At 67.5% G+C, this 15,960-nt stretch carries 18 protein-coding genes and 1 pseudogene; 2 read left to right on the top strand and 17 right to left on the bottom strand.

All coding sequences use genetic code 11. The features are described 5' to 3' along the window. Nucleotide 1: 1 nt before the first annotated feature. The 16 genes and pseudogenes from rplN to rpsL form a co-directional block, all read right to left on the bottom strand. Nucleotides 2-370: a 50S ribosomal protein L14 gene (gene rplN / locus ABD255_RS35895; protein WP_077019238.1), complete on the bottom strand. Its 369-nt coding sequence runs from the start codon at nucleotides 368-370 to the stop codon at nucleotides 2-4. A gap of 91 nt (nucleotides 371-461) precedes the next feature. Continuing rightward, nucleotides 462-761, bottom strand: a complete 300-nt coding sequence (gene rpsQ, locus ABD255_RS35890) for a 30S ribosomal protein S17 (RefSeq protein ID WP_344221248.1) — start codon at nucleotides 759-761, stop codon at nucleotides 462-464. Nucleotides 762-847: 86 nt separating this feature from the next. Next, nucleotides 848-1,078: pseudogene (gene rpmC / locus ABD255_RS35885) on the bottom strand (50S ribosomal protein L29); the annotation flags it as partial. Beyond that, on the bottom strand, nucleotides 1,078-1,497 hold the full coding sequence (gene rplP / locus ABD255_RS35880) for a 50S ribosomal protein L16 (RefSeq protein ID WP_344221247.1): 420 nt from the start codon (nucleotides 1,495-1,497) through the stop codon (nucleotides 1,078-1,080). The pseudogene rpmC and the gene rplP, both read right to left, overlap by 1 nt. Before the next feature lie 3 nt (nucleotides 1,498-1,500). Then, nucleotides 1,501-2,373, bottom strand: a complete 873-nt coding sequence (gene rpsC, locus ABD255_RS35875) for a 30S ribosomal protein S3 (RefSeq protein ID WP_344221246.1) — start codon at nucleotides 2,371-2,373, stop codon at nucleotides 1,501-1,503. After that, on the bottom strand, nucleotides 2,373-2,903 hold the full coding sequence (rplV, locus tag ABD255_RS35870) for a 50S ribosomal protein L22 (protein ID WP_344221245.1): 531 nt from the start codon (nucleotides 2,901-2,903) through the stop codon (nucleotides 2,373-2,375). Before rplV ends, rpsC begins: the two co-directional genes overlap by 1 nt. A gap of 52 nt (nucleotides 2,904-2,955) precedes the next feature. Further along, a complete protein-coding gene (gene rpsS / locus ABD255_RS35865) occupies nucleotides 2,956-3,237 on the bottom strand; it encodes a 30S ribosomal protein S19 (RefSeq protein ID WP_020388105.1) in 282 nt (93 codons plus the stop codon). 15 nt (nucleotides 3,238-3,252) lie between these two features. Then, nucleotides 3,253-4,086, bottom strand: a complete 834-nt coding sequence (gene rplB, locus ABD255_RS35860) for a 50S ribosomal protein L2 (protein WP_344221244.1) — start codon at nucleotides 4,084-4,086, stop codon at nucleotides 3,253-3,255. After that, the gene (rplW, locus tag ABD255_RS35855) at nucleotides 4,086-4,391 is read right to left on the bottom strand and encodes a 50S ribosomal protein L23 (protein WP_344221243.1); all 306 of its coding nucleotides are present in this window, start codon (nucleotides 4,389-4,391) and stop codon (nucleotides 4,086-4,088) included. The genes rplB and rplW overlap by 1 nt, the downstream gene beginning before the upstream one ends. Then, on the bottom strand, nucleotides 4,388-5,083 hold the full coding sequence (rplD, locus tag ABD255_RS35850) for a 50S ribosomal protein L4 (RefSeq protein WP_344221242.1): 696 nt from the start codon (nucleotides 5,081-5,083) through the stop codon (nucleotides 4,388-4,390). Before rplD ends, rplW begins: the two co-directional genes overlap by 4 nt. After that, nucleotides 5,080-5,736 (bottom strand): 50S ribosomal protein L3, encoded by a 657-nt coding sequence (gene rplC, locus ABD255_RS35845; protein ID WP_344221241.1) that lies wholly within the window; start codon nucleotides 5,734-5,736, stop codon nucleotides 5,080-5,082. The genes rplD and rplC overlap by 4 nt, the downstream gene beginning before the upstream one ends. Nucleotides 5,737-5,752: 16 nt before the next feature. Continuing rightward, nucleotides 5,753-6,061 (bottom strand): 30S ribosomal protein S10, encoded by a 309-nt coding sequence (gene rpsJ, locus ABD255_RS35840; protein ID WP_012923688.1) that lies wholly within the window; start codon nucleotides 6,059-6,061, stop codon nucleotides 5,753-5,755. A 375-nt stretch (nucleotides 6,062-6,436) separates the two neighbouring features. Further along, complete coding sequence (gene tuf / locus ABD255_RS35835; protein ID WP_344221240.1) at nucleotides 6,437-7,630, bottom strand: elongation factor Tu; 1,194 nt, start codon at nucleotides 7,628-7,630, stop codon at nucleotides 6,437-6,439. Between the two features lie 73 nt (nucleotides 7,631-7,703). Continuing rightward, nucleotides 7,704-9,815: an elongation factor G gene (fusA, locus tag ABD255_RS35830; protein ID WP_344221239.1), complete on the bottom strand. Its 2,112-nt coding sequence runs from the start codon at nucleotides 9,813-9,815 to the stop codon at nucleotides 7,704-7,706. A 71-nt stretch (nucleotides 9,816-9,886) separates the two neighbouring features. After that, a complete protein-coding gene (gene rpsG / locus ABD255_RS35825; protein ID WP_112243231.1) occupies nucleotides 9,887-10,357 on the bottom strand; it encodes a 30S ribosomal protein S7 in 471 nt (156 codons plus the stop codon). Continuing rightward, nucleotides 10,357-10,731 (bottom strand): 30S ribosomal protein S12, encoded by a 375-nt coding sequence (gene rpsL, locus ABD255_RS35820; protein ID WP_012923692.1) that lies wholly within the window; start codon nucleotides 10,729-10,731, stop codon nucleotides 10,357-10,359. Before rpsL ends, rpsG begins: the two co-directional genes overlap by 1 nt. A gap of 464 nt (nucleotides 10,732-11,195) precedes the next feature. Here rpsL and ABD255_RS35815 point away from each other — a divergent pair, with 464 nt between their 5' ends. Together ABD255_RS35815 and ABD255_RS35810 are read left to right on the top strand one after the other, a co-directional pair. Next, complete coding sequence (locus ABD255_RS35815) at nucleotides 11,196-12,980, top strand: DUF1800 domain-containing protein (protein WP_344221238.1); 1,785 nt, start codon at nucleotides 11,196-11,198, stop codon at nucleotides 12,978-12,980. A gap of 73 nt (nucleotides 12,981-13,053) precedes the next feature. Continuing rightward, a complete protein-coding gene (locus tag ABD255_RS35810) occupies nucleotides 13,054-14,424 on the top strand; it encodes a DUF1501 domain-containing protein (RefSeq protein WP_344221237.1) in 1,371 nt (456 codons plus the stop codon). A 61-nt stretch (nucleotides 14,425-14,485) separates the two neighbouring features. Here ABD255_RS35810 and ABD255_RS35805 read toward each other — a convergent pair whose 3' ends face one another. Next, complete coding sequence (locus ABD255_RS35805; RefSeq protein ID WP_344221236.1) at nucleotides 14,486-15,826, bottom strand: nuclear transport factor 2 family protein; 1,341 nt, start codon at nucleotides 15,824-15,826, stop codon at nucleotides 14,486-14,488. Nucleotides 15,827-15,960 lie beyond the last annotated feature (134 nt).

Here is a 15,960-nt window from a genome sequence, read left to right as displayed (position 1 = left end):
CTCAGAGCACCTCCGGAGCGAGCGAGATGATCTTCATGAAGCGCTTCTCGCGCAACTCCCGGCCGACCGGCCCGAAGATACGGGTACCACGCGGCTCACCGTCGGCCTTGAGGATCACGGCGGCGTTCTCGTCGAACCGGATGTAGGAGCCGTCCGGACGCCGGCGCTCCTTCACGGTGCGCACGATGACAGCCTTGACGACGTCGCCCTTCTTGACGCCGCCACCCGGGATCGCGTCCTTGACGGTGGCGACGATCGTGTCACCGACACCGGCGTAGCGCCGACCGGAGCCACCGAGAACGCGGATGCACAAGATCTCCTTGGCACCCGTGTTGTCGGCGACCTTCAGTCGCGACTCCTGCTGGATCATCTGTTGATCTCCTGGTTGTCTCGCTGGTTCTCACCAGAGGTGAGCCTTGCGGAACGAATGATTTCGATTGGGTACTGCGGGGCGAGGCTGGTCACTTCGCCTTTTCGAGGATCTCCACGATGCGCCAGCGCTTGGTCGCCGACAGCGGCCTGGTCTCCATCAGGAGAACCCGGTCGCCGATCCCGGCGGCGTTCTGCTCATCGTGGGCCTTGAGCTTGCTGGTGCGACGGATGACCTTGCCGTACAGCTTGTGCTTGACCCGGTCCTCGACCTCGACGGTGACGGTCTTGTCCATCTTGTCGCTCAGCACCAGGCCCTCACGGGTCTTGCGGGCGCCTCGCGCTTCGGGGGTCGTGCTCACGGTCTCGTCCTTGCCTGCGTTCTCGGTCATGCCTTGCTCCCAGCCTTCTCGCTGTCGTCCGCTGCCACGTCATCCGACACGGTCTCGGTGGCGTCCGCCTCGGCGTCATCCGCCGCGGCGACCGGTGCGGAGTCGACCTCTTCGGTGATCCCGAGCGCACGCTCGGTCAGCACCGTGTAGATGCGGGCGATGTCCTTGCGGACGGCGCGCAGCCGGCCGTGGGACTCCAGCTGACCCGTGGCAGCCTGGAACCGGAGGTTGAACAGCTCCTCCTTGGCGTTCCCGAGCTTCTCCAGAAGCTCGTCCTTCCCGAGGTTCCGCAGTTCGGCGGCGGTCAGGGTTGCCATCAGTTCTCACCTGACTCTCGGCTGATGAAGCGGCACTTCATCGGCAACTTGTGGATCGCACGGCGCATGGCCTCGCGAGCGGTGTCCTCGTCCACGCCGGACAGTTCGAACATCACCCGTCCGGACTTGACGTTCGCGATCCACCACTCGGGCGAACCCTTACCGGAACCCATCCGGGTCTCGGCCGGCTTCTTGGTCAGCGGGCGGTCCGGGTAGATGTTGATCCAGACCTTTCCGCCGCGCTTGATGTGCCGGGTCATCGCGATACGAGCGGACTCGATCTGCCGGTTGGTGACGTAGTGGTTCTCCAGAGCCTGGATACCGAAGTCACCGAAGGCCAGCGTGGTACCGCCCTTGGCCGCGCCGGAGCGCTTGGGGTGGTGCTGCTTGCGGTGCTTGACCTTGCGGGGGATGAGCATGGTTCAGCTCTCCGTTCCGGTCGTCTCGGCGGGCTTGTCAGCGGCCTTCTCAGCAGCGACGGCGTCGGCCTTGGGGGCCTCGGCCTTCGCGGCCTGCGCGCCACCGTCACGACGGTCGTCGCGACGACCGCCACGGTCACCGCCACGGCCACCACGGTCACCGCGGTCGCCACCACCGTCACGGCGGGCCGGACGGCCACGCTGCTGCGTGGCGGCGCGGGCAGCTGCCTGCGCCTCCCGCTCGGCGCGGGTACCGGCGACGTCGCCCTTGTAGATCCAGACCTTCACGCCGATCCGGCCGAAGGTCGTACGGGCCTCGTAGAAGCCGTAGTCGATGTCGGCGCGGAGCGTGTGCAGCGGCACCCGGCCCTCGCGGTAGAACTCCGACCGCGACATCTCGGCGCCACCCAGACGACCGGAGCACTGGATCCGGATGCCCAGGGCGCCGCCACGCATGGTGGTCTGCATCGCCTTGCGCATCGCGCGGCGGAACGCCACGCGGCCGGACAGCTGCTCGGCCACGCCCTGGGCGACCAGCTGCGCGTCGACCTCGGCGTTCTTGACCTCGAGGATGTTCAGCTGCACCTGCTTGCCGGTGAGCTCCTCGAGGCTGCCACGGATCCGGTCCGCCTCGGCGCCGCGGCGACCGATGACGATGCCCGGACGGGCGGTGTGGATGTCTACCCGGACGCGGTCACGGGTGCGCTCGATCTCCACGCGGGAGATGCCGGCGCGCTCCATGCCCTTGCCCAGCAGGCGACGGATCTTGACGTCCTCGCCGACGTAGTCCTTGTAGAGCTTGTCGGCGTACCAACGGCTCTTGTGGTCCGTGCTGATGCCGAGTCGGAACCCGTGCGGGTTAACCTTCTGGCCCACTATCGGGTCTCCTTCTTCTCAGCCTTGTCGGCGGTCGCCTTCTTGGCCGGCGCCTTCTTGGCGGTGGCCTTCTTGGCCCCACCCTTCTTGGCGTCCGCCTTCTTGGCGTCGGCCTTCTTCGCCGGCTGCTCGGCCTCGACCTTCGGGCCAACCACGACGGTGATGTGGCTGGTCCGCTTGTCGATCCGGGTGGCCCGGCCCTGTGCACGCGGGCGGTGACGCTTCAGCGTCGGACCCTCGTCCACGTAGGCCTTCACCACGACCAGGTCGGTCCGGCTCAGGTGCTCGGTGCCCTCGGCGTTCGCCGCGGCGCTGTCGACGACCTTGTACACGGTCGCGGCAGCGGCCTGCGGGGCGAACTTCAGAGTGGCGAGTGCGTCGTCGACGCCCATGCCGCGCACCAGATCGACCACGCGACGCGCCTTCATCGGCGTCACGCGGACGAAGCGCGCGACCGCGAAGGCCCCGGGCTCGTCGCCCAGCAGGCTCTCGCGACGGGCACTGACGGCCCTACGCTCTTGAACGCTCATGATGTTCGAATCTCTCCGTAGGTTTCTGCTCTGCGCTTCGTCGTGACCGAGGTCAGCGACGCCGTGCCTTGCGGTCGTCCTTCTCGTGGCCCTTGAACGTCCGGGTCGGGGCGAACTCGCCGAGCTTGTGCCCGACCATCGCGTCCGTCACGAACACCGGGACGTGCTTGCGGCCGTCGTGCACCGCGAGCGTGTGGCCGATCATGTCCGGAATGATCATCGATCGGCGCGACCAGGTCTTGATGACGTTCTTGGTGCCCTTCTCGTTCTGCACCTCCACCTTCTTGAGCAGGTGGTGGTCGACGAACGGGCCCTTCTTGAGGCTGCGTGGCATTCTGTCCGGCTCCTATCAGCGCTTCTTGCCGGCCTTGCGGCGCCGGACGATCATGCGGTCGCTTTCCTTGCGGGTGCGAGTGCGACCCTCGGGCTGGCCCCACGGGGACACCGGGTGACGTCCACCCGAGGTCTTACCCTCACCACCACCGTGCGGGTGGTCGACCGGGTTCATGGCCACACCGCGGACGGTCGGGCGCTTGCCCTTCCAGCGCATCCGGCCGGCCTTGCCCCAGTTGATGTTCGACTGCTCGCCGTTGCCGACCTCACCGAGGGTGGCGCGGCAGCGCACGTCGACCATCCGGACCTCGCCCGACGGCATCCGCAGGGTGGCCATCCGGCCCTCCTTGGCGACCAGCTGAACGCTGGCACCGGCGGAGCGGGCCATCTTGGCGCCACCGCCCGGACGCAACTCGACGGCGTGCACCGTGGAGCCGACCGGGATGTTGCGCAGCGGCAGGTTGTTGCCCACCTTGATGTCGGCCGCGGGGCCGTTCTCGATGATGGTGCCCTGCTTCAGGTTGGCCGGGGCGAGGATGTAGCGCTTCTCGCCGTCGACGTAGTGCAGCAGTGCGATCCGGGCGGTGCGGTTCGGGTCGTACTCGATCTCCGCGACCTTGGCCGGCACGCCGTCCTTGTCGTACCGCTTGAAGTCGATCAGGCGGTACGCCCGCTTGTGACCGCCACCGTGGTGCCGAGTGGTGATCTTGCCGGAGTTGTTCCGGCCACCCTTCTTCGGCAGCGGGCGGAGCAGGGACTTCTCAGGGGTCGAACGGGTGAGCTCGACGAAGTCGGCCACGCTCGAGCCACGGCGGCCCGGCGTCGTCGGCTTGTATTTGCGGATACCCATTACGACTGGCCTCCGAAGATGTCGATGCGGTCGTCGCCGGACAGGCTGACGATCGCTCGCTTGGTGTCAGGACGCTTGCCCCAGCCCGTACGGGTGCGGCGACGCTTGCCCTTGCGGTTGATCGTGTTGACGGACGTGACGCGAACCTTGAACACCTTCTCGACCGCGAGCTTGATCTCGGTCTTGTTGGCGTCCGGCGCGACCTCGAACGTGTACTTCTGCTCGTCCAGCAGGCCGTAGCTCTTCTCGCTCACGACCGGCCGGATCAGCACGTCCCGCGGGTCCTTGTTGACTCCGTGGCTCATGCTTCTACCTCCTGCTCGGCTTCGGTCGACGTGGCGACAGCCTTGACGGACTTGCCCTTCGGCGTACCGGCGACGAAGGCGTCCAGCGACGCGCTGGTGAAGATCACCGCGTCGTTGCACAGCACGTCGTACGCGTTCAGCTGGTCGGCCGCGATCAGGTGCACGGTCGGCACGTTGCGCAGGCTGAGCAGCGACACGTCGTCGGTGCGCTCGACCACGATGAGCACCTTGGAGTACTCGGTGACCTCGGCGAGAACCTTCAGCGCGGACTTGGTGGACGGCGTGTCACCCTCGACGAACTTCTCGACGACGTGGACGCGACCGTCGCGGGCCCGGTCGGAGAGCGCACCGCGGAGCGCGGCGGCGATCATCTTCTTCGGGGTCCGCTGGCTGTAGTCACGCGGCGTGGGGCCGTGGACGACGCCACCACCGGTGAACTGCGGCGCGCGGGTCGAGCCCTGGCGGGCGCGGCCGGTGCCCTTCTGGCGGTAGGGCTTGGCGCCACCGCCGGACACCTCGCCGCGGCGCTTGACCTTGTGCGTGCCCTGACGGGCAGCGGCCAGCTGGGCCACGACGACCTGGTGGATCAACGGGATGTTGACCTGTACGTCGAACAACTCGGCGGGGAGCTCCGCGGAGCCCTTCTTGCTGACCTTGTCGCCCTTCACGACGACGACGTCAACGGTGCTCATTTGGTAGCTCCCTTCGCGGCGTTGCGGATCAGCACGAGGCCGCCCTTCGGACCGGGGACCGCGCCCTTGAGCAGGATCAGGCCGCGCTCGGTGTCGATCGCGTGGACCGTCACGTTCTGCGTGGTGACCTTCTCGTGGCCCATCCGGCCCGACATCTTCATTCCCTTGAAGACGCGGCCGGGGGTCGCGCAGCCGCCGATGGAACCCGGCGAGCGGTGCTTCTTGTGCACACCGTGCGTGGCGCGGAGGCCGTGGAAGCCGTGCCGCTTCATCACACCGGCGAAGCCCTTGCCCTTGCTGGTGGCGGACACGTCGACGATCTCGCCCGCGGCGAACGCCTCGGCCTTGATCTCCTGGCCGAGCGTGTACTCGCTGGCGTCGGCGGTCCGCAGCTCGAGCAGGTGGCGACGCGGGGTCACACCGGCCTTCTCGAAGTGGCCGCGCATCGGCGAGGTCACCTTGCGGGGGTCGATGTCACCGAAGGCGATCTGGACACCGTCGTAGCCGTCGCCGGCCGAGGTGCGAACCCCGGTGACGACGCACGGGCCGGCCTGGATCACGGTGACGGGGACGACTCGGTTGTTCTCGTCCCAGGTCTGGGTCATGCCGAGCTTGGTGCCCAGCAGACCGCGCGTGTTCTTGTGATTGCTCATTGGTTTCGCGTTTCCCTCAGAGCTTGATCTCGATGTCGACACCGGCCGGCAGGTCGAGACGCATCAGCGAGTCGACGGTCTTCGGCGTGGGGTCGATGATGTCGATGAGCCGCTTGTGGGTGCGCATCTCGAAGTGCTCGCGGCTGTCCTTGTACTTGTGCGGCGAGCGGATGACGCAGAACACGTTCTTTTCCGTCGGCAACGGCACCGGGCCAGCAACCTTCGCACCAGTACGCGTCACCGTGTCGACAATCTTGCGCGCCGAACTGTCGATGACCTCGTGGTCGTAGGCCTTCAGCCGGATGCGGATCTTCTGTCCCGCCATCGCTTCGCTTCGTCCTTCTCTTCGTCTTCGCTTCGTTGCTCCGACCCCCGAGGTCGGGTGTGTCGCGGACGCGGCACGCGCGTCACCACACACTTTCAACCCTGGGATGGTGATCGGGGTTCGGTCTCGGACCGGAACCTCGGCATGGCCTCCGGTCCGGCGCACCGGCCAGAAAACCTCTCTGGGGCGCGCCCCGGCAACCTCGCCTGAGCAACCTGAATATTGTGCCAGAGATCGGCATCGGAATGCCAATCGAGGTGGCTCCACGCTCGATCCGGGACCGTTCCGGAGTCACCGACCCCGACTTGCCCCGGATCTCGCGTAAAGCAGAGGTCCGCGGGGCTCAGCGTGCGAGCCCTCGCGGACCTCGTGAAATCACTTGTTGATCTTGGTGACCCGGCCGGCGCCGACGGTGCGGCCACCTTCACGGATCGCGAACTTCAGGCCCTCTTCCATGGCGATCGGCTGGATCAGCTCGACCGACATGTCGGTGTTGTCGCCCGGCATGACCATCTCGGTGCCCTCGGGCAGCGTGACGACGCCGGTGACGTCCGTGGTGCGGAAGTAGAACTGCGGGCGGTAGTTCTGGAAGAACGGCGTGTGACGGCCGCCCTCCTCCTTCGACAGGATGTAGACCGAAGCGTCGAAGTTGGTGTGCGGGGTGGTGGTGCCCGGCTTGATCACGACCATGCCGCGCTCGACGTCCTCGCGCTTGGTGCCACGAAGCAGCAGCCCGACGTTCTCGCCGGCCTCGCCGGTGTCGAGCAGCTTGCGGAACATCTCGATGCCGGTGACCGTGGTGGTCTGCTTCTCGGCACGGATGCCGATCAGGTCGACGGTCTCGTTGACCTTGACCACGCCGCGCTCGATCCGGCCGGTGATGACCGTACCGCGACCCGTGATGGTGAAGACGTCCTCCACCGGCATCAGGAACGGCTTGTCGATCTCGCGAACCGGCTGCGGGATGTAGGAGTCGACCGCGTCCATCAGCTCGATGATCGACTCGCCCCACTTGGCGTCACCCTGCAGAGCCGGGTGGGCCGCGACCTTCACGACCGGCGCGTTGTCACCGTCGAACTCCTGCTCGGAGAGCAGCTCGCGGACCTCGAGCTCGACGAGCTCCAGGATCTCCTCGTCGTCGACCATGTCGCACTTGTTCAGGGCGACGACCATCGCCGGCACGCCGACCTGACGGGCGAGCAGCACGTGCTCACGGGTCTGCGGCATCGGGCCGTCGGTGGCGGCGACGACCAGGATCGCACCGTCCATCTGGGCCGCACCGGTGATCATGTTCTTGATGTAGTCCGCGTGACCCGGGCAGTCGACGTGGGCGTAGTGCCGGGCCTCGGTCTGGTACTCGACGTGCGCGATGGAGATGGTGATACCGCGCTGACGCTCTTCCGGCGCCTTGTCGATCTGATCGAAGGCCGACGCCTCGTTGAGGTTCGGGTACTTGTCGTGCAGCACCTTGGTGATCGCCGCGGTAAGAGTGGTCTTACCGTGGTCGATGTGACCGATGGTGCCGATGTTGACGTGCGGCTTAGTCCGCTCGAACTTCGCCTTAGCCACTGGGGCCCTCCTGGGAAAATGTTGACTTACGCCGTACGCCGACGCGCTGTGGGTTGGTTGGTCCGGGGCGAGATTACTCGCCGCGGGCCTTCTTGATGATCTCTTCCGCCACGTTCTTCGGAACCTCGGCGTAGGAATCGAACTGCATCGAGTACGACGCGCGGCCCTGGGTCTTGGACCGCAGGTCACCGACATACCCGAACATCTCGGACAACGGCACCAGGGCCTTCACGGCCCGGCTGCCACCGGGGCCTTCGTCCATCGACTGGATCTGGCCGCGGCGTGAGTTGAGGTCGCCGATCACTTCACCCATGTAGTCCTCGGGCGTGATGACCTCGACCGCGAACATCGGCTCCAGGATGACCGGAGTCGCCCGGCGGGCGGCGTCCTTGAAGGCCATCGAACCGGCGATCTTGAAGGCGAGCTCGGACGAGTCGACGTCGTGGTAGGCGCCGTCTGTCAGCGTCACCTTGACGTCCACCATCGGGTAGCCGGCCAGGACGCCGAACTCCATCGCCTCCTGGGCACCCTCGTCCACCGACGGGATGTACTCCCGGGGGATGCGGCCACCGGTGACGGCGTTGACGAACTCGTAGCCACCCTCGCCGCCGGCCTCGACCGCGGTCGGCTCGATGCTGATGATCACACGCGCGAACTGACCCGAACCACCGGTCTGCTTCTTGTGCGTGTAGTCGACCTTCTCGACCTTCTTCTTGATCGTCTCGCGGTAGGCCACCTGCGGCTTGCCGACGTTGGCCTCGACGCGGAACTCGCGCTTCATCCGGTCGACCAGGATCTCCAGGTGGAGCTCACCCATACCGGCGATGATCGTCTGGCCGGTGTCCTCGTCGGTCCGGACCTGGAAGGTCGGGTCCTCGTCGGCCAGGCGCTGGATCGCGACGCCGAGCTTCTCCTGGTCGGCCTTCGACTTCGGCTCGATGGCGACCGAGATCACCGGTGCCGGGAACTGCATCGACTCGAGCACGACCGGCTTGGCCGGGTCGCACAGGGTCTCACCGGTGGTGGTGTCCTTGAGGCCCATCACGGCGACGATGTGGCCGGCGCCGACCGACGCGATCTCCTCACGCTTGTTCGCGTGCATCCGGTAGATCTTGCCGATCCGCTCCTTGCGCCCCTTGGTGGGGTTCAGGACCTGGGTGCCGGTCTCGAGCTTGCCCGAGTACACCCGGATGAAGGTCAGCTTGCCCAGGTGCGGGTCCGCGGCGATCTTGTACGCCAGCGCCGCGAACGGCTCGGACTCGTCGGGCTTGCGGGTGACGACGACCTCGGAGTCCTTGACGTCGTGGCCCTCGATGTCGGGCACGTCGAGCGGGCTCGGCAGGAAGGCGTTGATCGCGTCGAGCAGGGGCTGGACGCCCTTGTTCTTGAACGCGGTACCGGTCAGCACCGGGGTCAGCTTGCTGGCGATGGTCGCCCGCCGGATGCCCGCGACGATCTGCTCCTGGGACGGCTCCTCGCCCTCCAGGTACATCTCCATGATCTCGTCGTCGGCCTCGGCCAGCGTCTCGATCAGCTTGTCGCGCCACTCGGCGGCGATCTCGGTGTGGGTGGCCGGGATCTCCTCGACGGTGTAGTCCTCACCCATCGTGGTCTCGCCGCGCCAGGTCAGCGCGCGCATCCCGATCAGGTCGACGACGCCGATGAAGTCGGCCTCGGCCCCGATCGGCAGCTGCAGCACCAGCGGCACCGCGGCCAGCCGGTCGACGATCATGTCGACGCAGCGCATGAACTCCGCGCCGGTCCGGTCCAGCTTGTTGACGAAGCAGATCCGCGGTACGCCGTACCGGTCCGCCTGGCGCCACACGGTCTCGGACTGCGGCTCGACACCGGCGACACCGTCGAACACCGCGACGGCACCGTCGAGGACGCGCAGCGAGCGCTCCACCTCGACGGTGAAGTCGACGTGCCCGGGGGTGTCGATGATGTTGATGGTGTGGTCTTTCCAGGTGCAGGTCGTCGCGGCGGACGTGATGGTGATGCCGCGCTCCTGCTCCTGCTCCATCCAGTCCATCGTGGCGGCGCCGTCGTGGACCTCACCGATCTTGTAAGTGATACCGGTGTAGAAGAGGATCCGCTCGGTCGTCGTCGTCTTGCCGGCGTCGATGTGGGCCATGATGCCGATGTTGCGCACCATGCTCAGGTCGGTGGTGATTTGTACGGCCACCTCGGTGGTCTACCTCTCGCTTCTGTCTAGCTTCAAATAAGTGAACGCGGGGGCCCGGCTCGGGCCCCGGCTCACCAGCGGTAGTGGGCGAAAGCCTTGTTGGCTTCGGCCATCTTGTGCGTGTCCTCGCGGCGCTTCACCGACGCACCGAGACCGTTGGACGCGTCCAGGATCTCGTTCATCAGGCGCTCGGACATGGTCTTCTCGCGACGCGCACGGGAGTACGACGTGAGCCAGCGCAGGGCGAGCGTGGTCGAGCGACCGGGCTTGACCTCGATCGGCACCTGGTAGGTGGCGCCACCGACGCGGCGGCTCTTCACCTCGATGCTGGGCTTCACGTTGTCCAGGGCACGCTTCAGCGTGATCACCGGATCGGTGCCGGTCTTCGTCCGGGTGCCTTCGAGCGCCGTGTAGACGATGCTCTGGGCGATCTGCTTCTTGCCGTCCACCAGGATCTTGGAGATCAACTGGGTGACCAGCGGCGAACTGTAGACCGGGTCGATGATGACCGGCCGCTTCGGGGCGGGACCCTTGCGCGGCATTAGCTCTTCTCCTTCTTCGCGCCGTACCGGCTGCGAGCCTGCTTCCGGTTCTTCACACCCTGGGTGTCGAGCGAACCGCGGATGATCTTGTACCGGACACCCGGGAGGTCCTTCACACGACCGCCACGCACGAGCACGATCGAGTGCTCCTGCAGGTTGTGGCCGACGCCGGGGATGTAGGCGGTGACCTCGATGCCGCTGGTGAGGCGGACGCGAGCGACCTTGCGAAGCGCCGAGTTCGGCTTCTTCGGGGTGGTCGTGTAGACGCGCGTGCACACACCACGACGCTGAGGGGAACCCTTCAGGGCCGGCGTCTTGTTCTTGGACACCTTGTCCTGGCGGCCCTTGCGGACCAACTGCTGGATGGTGGGCACCGCGTAGGTCTCTTTCTGTCGTCCGGTCGGTTGCTGCGCGCCTGACCCCCGCGGTCGGGTGTGTCGCGTGGGCAAGGGCACGCCGGAGTCATAAACTTTCTGACTGTCGGCAGAAGTCCCGTGCCACGCGCGCTGTCCCGTATTACGAGGGGCACGCATGACGGGCCCAGGATGACCCGGGCACGATCGTTAAGACTAGCGGCTGCCTCAAGCACGGTCAAAACAGCCGACCATGCGCGCAGTGGGATGCAGCCGCATTGTCAGTCTACCGGATCCGCCGCGTGCTTCGAGCCGCCCCCGGTCCCGGCCGCCACCGCGATGACGGATCCGAATGTCTGATCGGTGTAAAAGTCCGCCCTGGTTCGCCTCGGCGCCGCGAAAGTGCGGCATAGTCACGCCAATCGGGTGTAACGACCCGGTAACGGGGACCGTGCCGCAACCGCCTTGCGCCCCCTGGAGCATGCATGGAGAACGACAAGCCGACGCCCGGTCCTGCCGCCCCGAGGACTACGTCGCCGGTGGCCCGCCGCGCGGCCATCGGAGCCGTCGCCGGCACCCTGGCCGCCGGCGGGCTGGCAGCCGAAGTACTGGTTCGGCCGGACTCCCTGCGCAACCGGGTCCTCGCCGCCTCCGGCGAACCCTCCCCAGCCGGTACTGCGGCCGCCCGGGCGCGGGTAGCTCAGCAGCCGAGCCTCGCGAGCTCCGGGGAGGACAGGGACTCCAGCTTCGTCGCCGGGAAGGGAACGAAGCCCACCCGGCAGCCCGGCAAACCCAAGGAGTTCGCGGGCTTCGCCGCCGCGGCCAAGGCGGGACAGGCCAGCCCTGGTCTCCTGGTGAGCAAGGCCGGGCCGTTGACGGATGCGCAGGCTCAGCGCCACCTGCTGAACCGGGTGACGTTCGGCCCTCGCCCCACCGATGTGAAGAACCTGCAGAAGCTGGGGATCGACCGCTGGCTCGCAGCCCAGTTGTCACCTACGGCCAAGGACCCCGCGGGTGATCAGGCCTGGCGCGCGCTCAAGCTGGCCGGCGCCGACCCCGCGACCATCCGGGGCTCGATCAACGAGTACTCGTGGGAGGCCATGTTCCACACGGGCATCGCGACGCTCGGCCGTCAGGTGTTCGGCAGCAGGCAGTTGTTCGAGGTGGTCGTGGACGTGTTCGCCAACCACCTGCACGTCGCGACACCGTCGGACCGGGGCTGGGACGTCGCGCCGCAGTACGCGGTGTCGGTGATCCGGCGGCACGCGTTCGGCAAGTACTCCGACATGCTGCAGGCCGCGATGCGGCACCCGGCGATGCTGCGGTACCTCGACAACGACGCCTCGACCCGCGACAGCGTGAACGAGAACCTCGGCCGCGAACTGCTCGAACTGCACACGGTCGGTGTCTCCTCCGGCTATACAGAGAAGGACGTGCGGGCCAGTGCCTATGTACTGAGTGGCCGCGGCTCGACCCGGGAGGGCAAGTTCGAGTACCTGCCTGACCGGCACCGGACCGGCAAGGTGAAGGTGCTGAGCTGGAGCGCGTCCAACAGTTCTGCCAAGGCTGGACTGGCTACTGGCGACCGCTACCTCGACTACCTGGCCAAGCACCCCGCGACGGCCAAGACCATCGCCCGCAAGCTCGTCGTGCGCTTCGTGGACGACTCTCCCCCGGCTGCGCTCGTCGACCGGCTGGCGCAGGTCTACCTCAAGAACAACACAGCGATCCTGCCGGTACTGACTGCGCTGTTCCGCAGCGGGGAGTTCTGGGACTCGCTGGGCAATAAGACCAAGCGTCCGCTGGAGGACGTGGTCAGCAGTGCACGTGCTCTGGACCTGCCGTTCGGCCCGGCGACAGCCAAGGGTCTGGAAGGTGCCTACTGGCAGCTCAACACCTTGGGCCACGCTCCCCTGGCCTGGCCGTCGCCCAACGGGTATCCGGACGTTGCCCCCGCCTGGTCCTCTGCGGGCCAGATGCTGGAGCGCTGGTCGACCCACCGCGCGCTGGCCCATGGCTGGTGGGAGGGGCTGAAGCACTCGAAGCTGCCGGCCGAGCTGCGGCCCCGCAAGGGCGACACCTACCGGGTGTGGTTCGACCGTCTCGGGGAGAGGCTGATCGGGCAGCGGCCCAACAGCCGGCAGCGCGATGCCTTGGCGACGTTCGTCGGCGCCAAGTCCACCTCCCGGGTCGACCAGGGCCGGATGGAGTGGCAGGCCGGGCACGTCGTCGCTTTGGTCCTCGACTCCCCGCAGTTCCTGGCCCGCTGAGCCCTGCTCACCTCGTTTCCTTCGTTCCGCCTTCGATCCGAACCTCGTTTTCTGGCAGGAGTTCCCCGCGATCATGAGCCGCTCCGACCAAGACATCCTCGCTACCCTGCACCCCGACTGCCCGGACTGGCGCCGACTCGGCCCGACACCTGCCGATGCCGCTCTGCGCGCTCAAGCAGCAGCTGTGACGGCTCACGCCGAGGAACGGGACGAAAGCTGGAGCCACGGATTCACCCGGCGCCGGTTGCTCGCCGGCGGGTTGGGCGTCGGCGTGGCCGCGGTATCCAACCAGTTGGTTACAACCCGGATCTCGTGGGCCGCCCCGGGCGCGGATCCCGGCGGGACGTTGATCGTGGTGTTCCTGCGGGGCGGGATGGACGGGCTGTCGGTCCTGGTGCCGGCTGACGATCCAGAGTTGCTCAAGGCTCGGCCGGACATCGCAGTACGGGCTGCGTCGCTGATCAACCTGCAGCGCGGCTTCGGGCTCCACCCGTCGCTGGCGCCGTTGCAGCCCCTGATCACCTCGGGGCGGCTGGCCGCAGTACCGGCTGTGTCTACTCCTGATCTGACTCGCAGCCACTTCCAGGCCCAGGACTGCCTGGAGCGCGGCGGAGCAGCCCGGTCGTCAGTGCAGTCAGGCTGGCTCGACCGCGTCCTCCAACAACTAGGCCCCGGTACCACGTTCCGCGGGCTGGGCATCGGCGCCCGGATGAGCCGTTCGCTGTTGGGCGGTTCCAACCCGATCATGCTGACGTCGCTGAAGAACTTCACCGTCAAGGGGATCGACGGGGTCGCGCCGCAGACTCTGGCGGCACTGACCAAGCTGTACACCGGGATCGACCATCCGCTGGGGGTCCAGGGGCTCGATGCGCTGCAGGCGTCGGCGCAGGCCCAGAGCTACGCCAAACTGGAGAAGCCGGGCAAGGAACGCGGATATCCGGATGGCGATTTCGGAGCCGCGCTCGCGACGCTGGCGCAGCTGATCAAGTCCAAGGCTGGGGTGCGAGTCGCGACGGTGGATCTGGGCGGCTGGGACATGCACACCGGCCTCGGCACGGTCGACGGCGGCGATATGACGAACTCGCTGAAGACCGTCGGAGCCGCGCTGGCCGCGTTCACGGCGGATCTCGGACCTGAGCTCGACAACACCACCCTGGTCACGATGAGCGAGTTCGGCCGCCGCGTCGGCCAGAACGCGAACAGCGGCACCGACCACGGCCACGGCGGGGTCGCGCTCGTCCTGGGCGGTGGTGTGAAGGGCGGCGTCCACGGCCGTTGGGAGGGTCTGTCCCAGAAGGTCCTCGACCAGGGCGACGTCCCCGGCACGAACGACTACCGAGACCTACTCTCCGAAGTGGTCATGCGCCGCCTCGGCCTCTCCCAGGCCCAGGCCGAGAAGGTCTTCCCCAGCTGGAAACCCACACCCCTCGGCGTGATGGCGTAGCCGGCCGGCCAGGCACCGCGGCGGCTTGAAGATGGCCGCCGCGGTGCGCTGGTGTTGCTGGTCAGGCGAGGAAGCGAACCTCGGAAATCAGACCGTCCTGAACCCGGTAGAGGGCGACCATCATGGTCTGGCCCTGGTCGGACTCGTGGGAGAACTGCTGGTCGACCACCCACTCGCCCACCAGCATCCGCTGAACGAGGGTGGTCTTGCACTGGCCGGAATCGAAGCGTGGGCGGTAGTACTCGCGCAGGGACCGGCGGCCGCGCATCACCGTGCCGTCAGCCAGTTGGAGCTGAGCGGTCGGCGAGTACAACGCCAGGAAAGCCTCGAGGTCGTGCGCCTCGTAGGCAGCGTGCTCCCGCCCGATCACCCGGGAAGCAGGCGTCTCTGCCGGAGCCGGAGCCGGTGCGGGCGCCGGGGCTGCGGTCTCGGTCGGCGTCGCCGGCTGGCTGGCGGGCACAGCCGGCGTCACCGCCTCGACAGCGGCCTCGGCAGCCGCGACGACCTCGGCAGCCACCGAGCTCACCCCAGCAGAGTTGGTAGTGGAGGCGGGGGTCGTGGATGGCTTGGTGGAGGCGGCCGCCCTCTTCGCCGGCTGACGGGGCGGGGCCGGGATGGTGGTGGCGGGGATCGGGTCGGTGGTCGTGGTGGCTGCGGGGATCGGAAGTTGGCCGGCGGGGTCCTCGCCCAGGTGGGCGATGGCCCAGTCCAGGGCCTTGGTCACCGCGGCGCGGGACTCTTCGTCGTGGTCGAGCATGTCGAAGCCGTGTTGCCCTTTCGGTACGTCGATGATGTCCAGCGCGGTGCCACCGGCGGAGACGAACTCCGCCACCGGTCCGGCGAGCTCTGCGCGCTCCCGGCCGACCCTCGTCAGCAGCACCGGCAGGTCCTTGTGTTTGCCGATCACTTCGGCGGCGGAAACCAGTTCGTCGACACCGGGCGGGGTGGCGAGGTAGGGGTAGGTCAGGGCGATGCAGCGCAGCCAGTCGGGGCGGCTGTCCAGCCACTCCCCGGCCAGCAGCCCGGCACCGGAGAAGAACCACAGCGCGACCCGGTCCGGATCGATCTGCGGGTCGGCTCGCAGCAGGCCGACAGCGGCCTCCACCTCGTCCGCCGCGGCGGTCAGTTGGTCGAACCCGCGGATGAGGCTGTGGTCGACCGTGACGGCCACCAGGCCCCGCTGAGCGACCGCTGTGGCATAGCCCCGGTAGACCGGCCAGTCCCGAGGCCGCACCTCGAGGTCGGCAGGTCCCGGACCCCCGTGGATGAAGAGGATCGCGCCCGTCCGCGCCGTGCTCGCCGGCCGGTGGAAGTCCACGTGACCGACCCGGTCGACATGCTGCTCAGCGTCCTGCTCGACGTCCAGCACGAACGGCTGCAGGTAGGGCGGGAGATCCGGCATAGGCGTCATCTTCGCGCATCCCGCCGACACTTGTCCGGCGACCCCTCGCAACACTCCGCAGCGACTCGACCACTCTGGGCGTGTCGTTCGTCGAGCGGACCTCACAACCCCTACGAGGCCGTCGATCCGGCCTC

The sequence above is a fragment of the Kribbella sancticallisti genome (assembly GCF_039530625.1).
GTDB lineage: Bacteria > Actinomycetota > Actinomycetes > Propionibacteriales > Kribbellaceae > Kribbella > Kribbella sancticallisti.
Note: the sequence above shows the minus strand (reverse complement) of the source record. Positions and strands in the feature narration are given on the sequence as shown.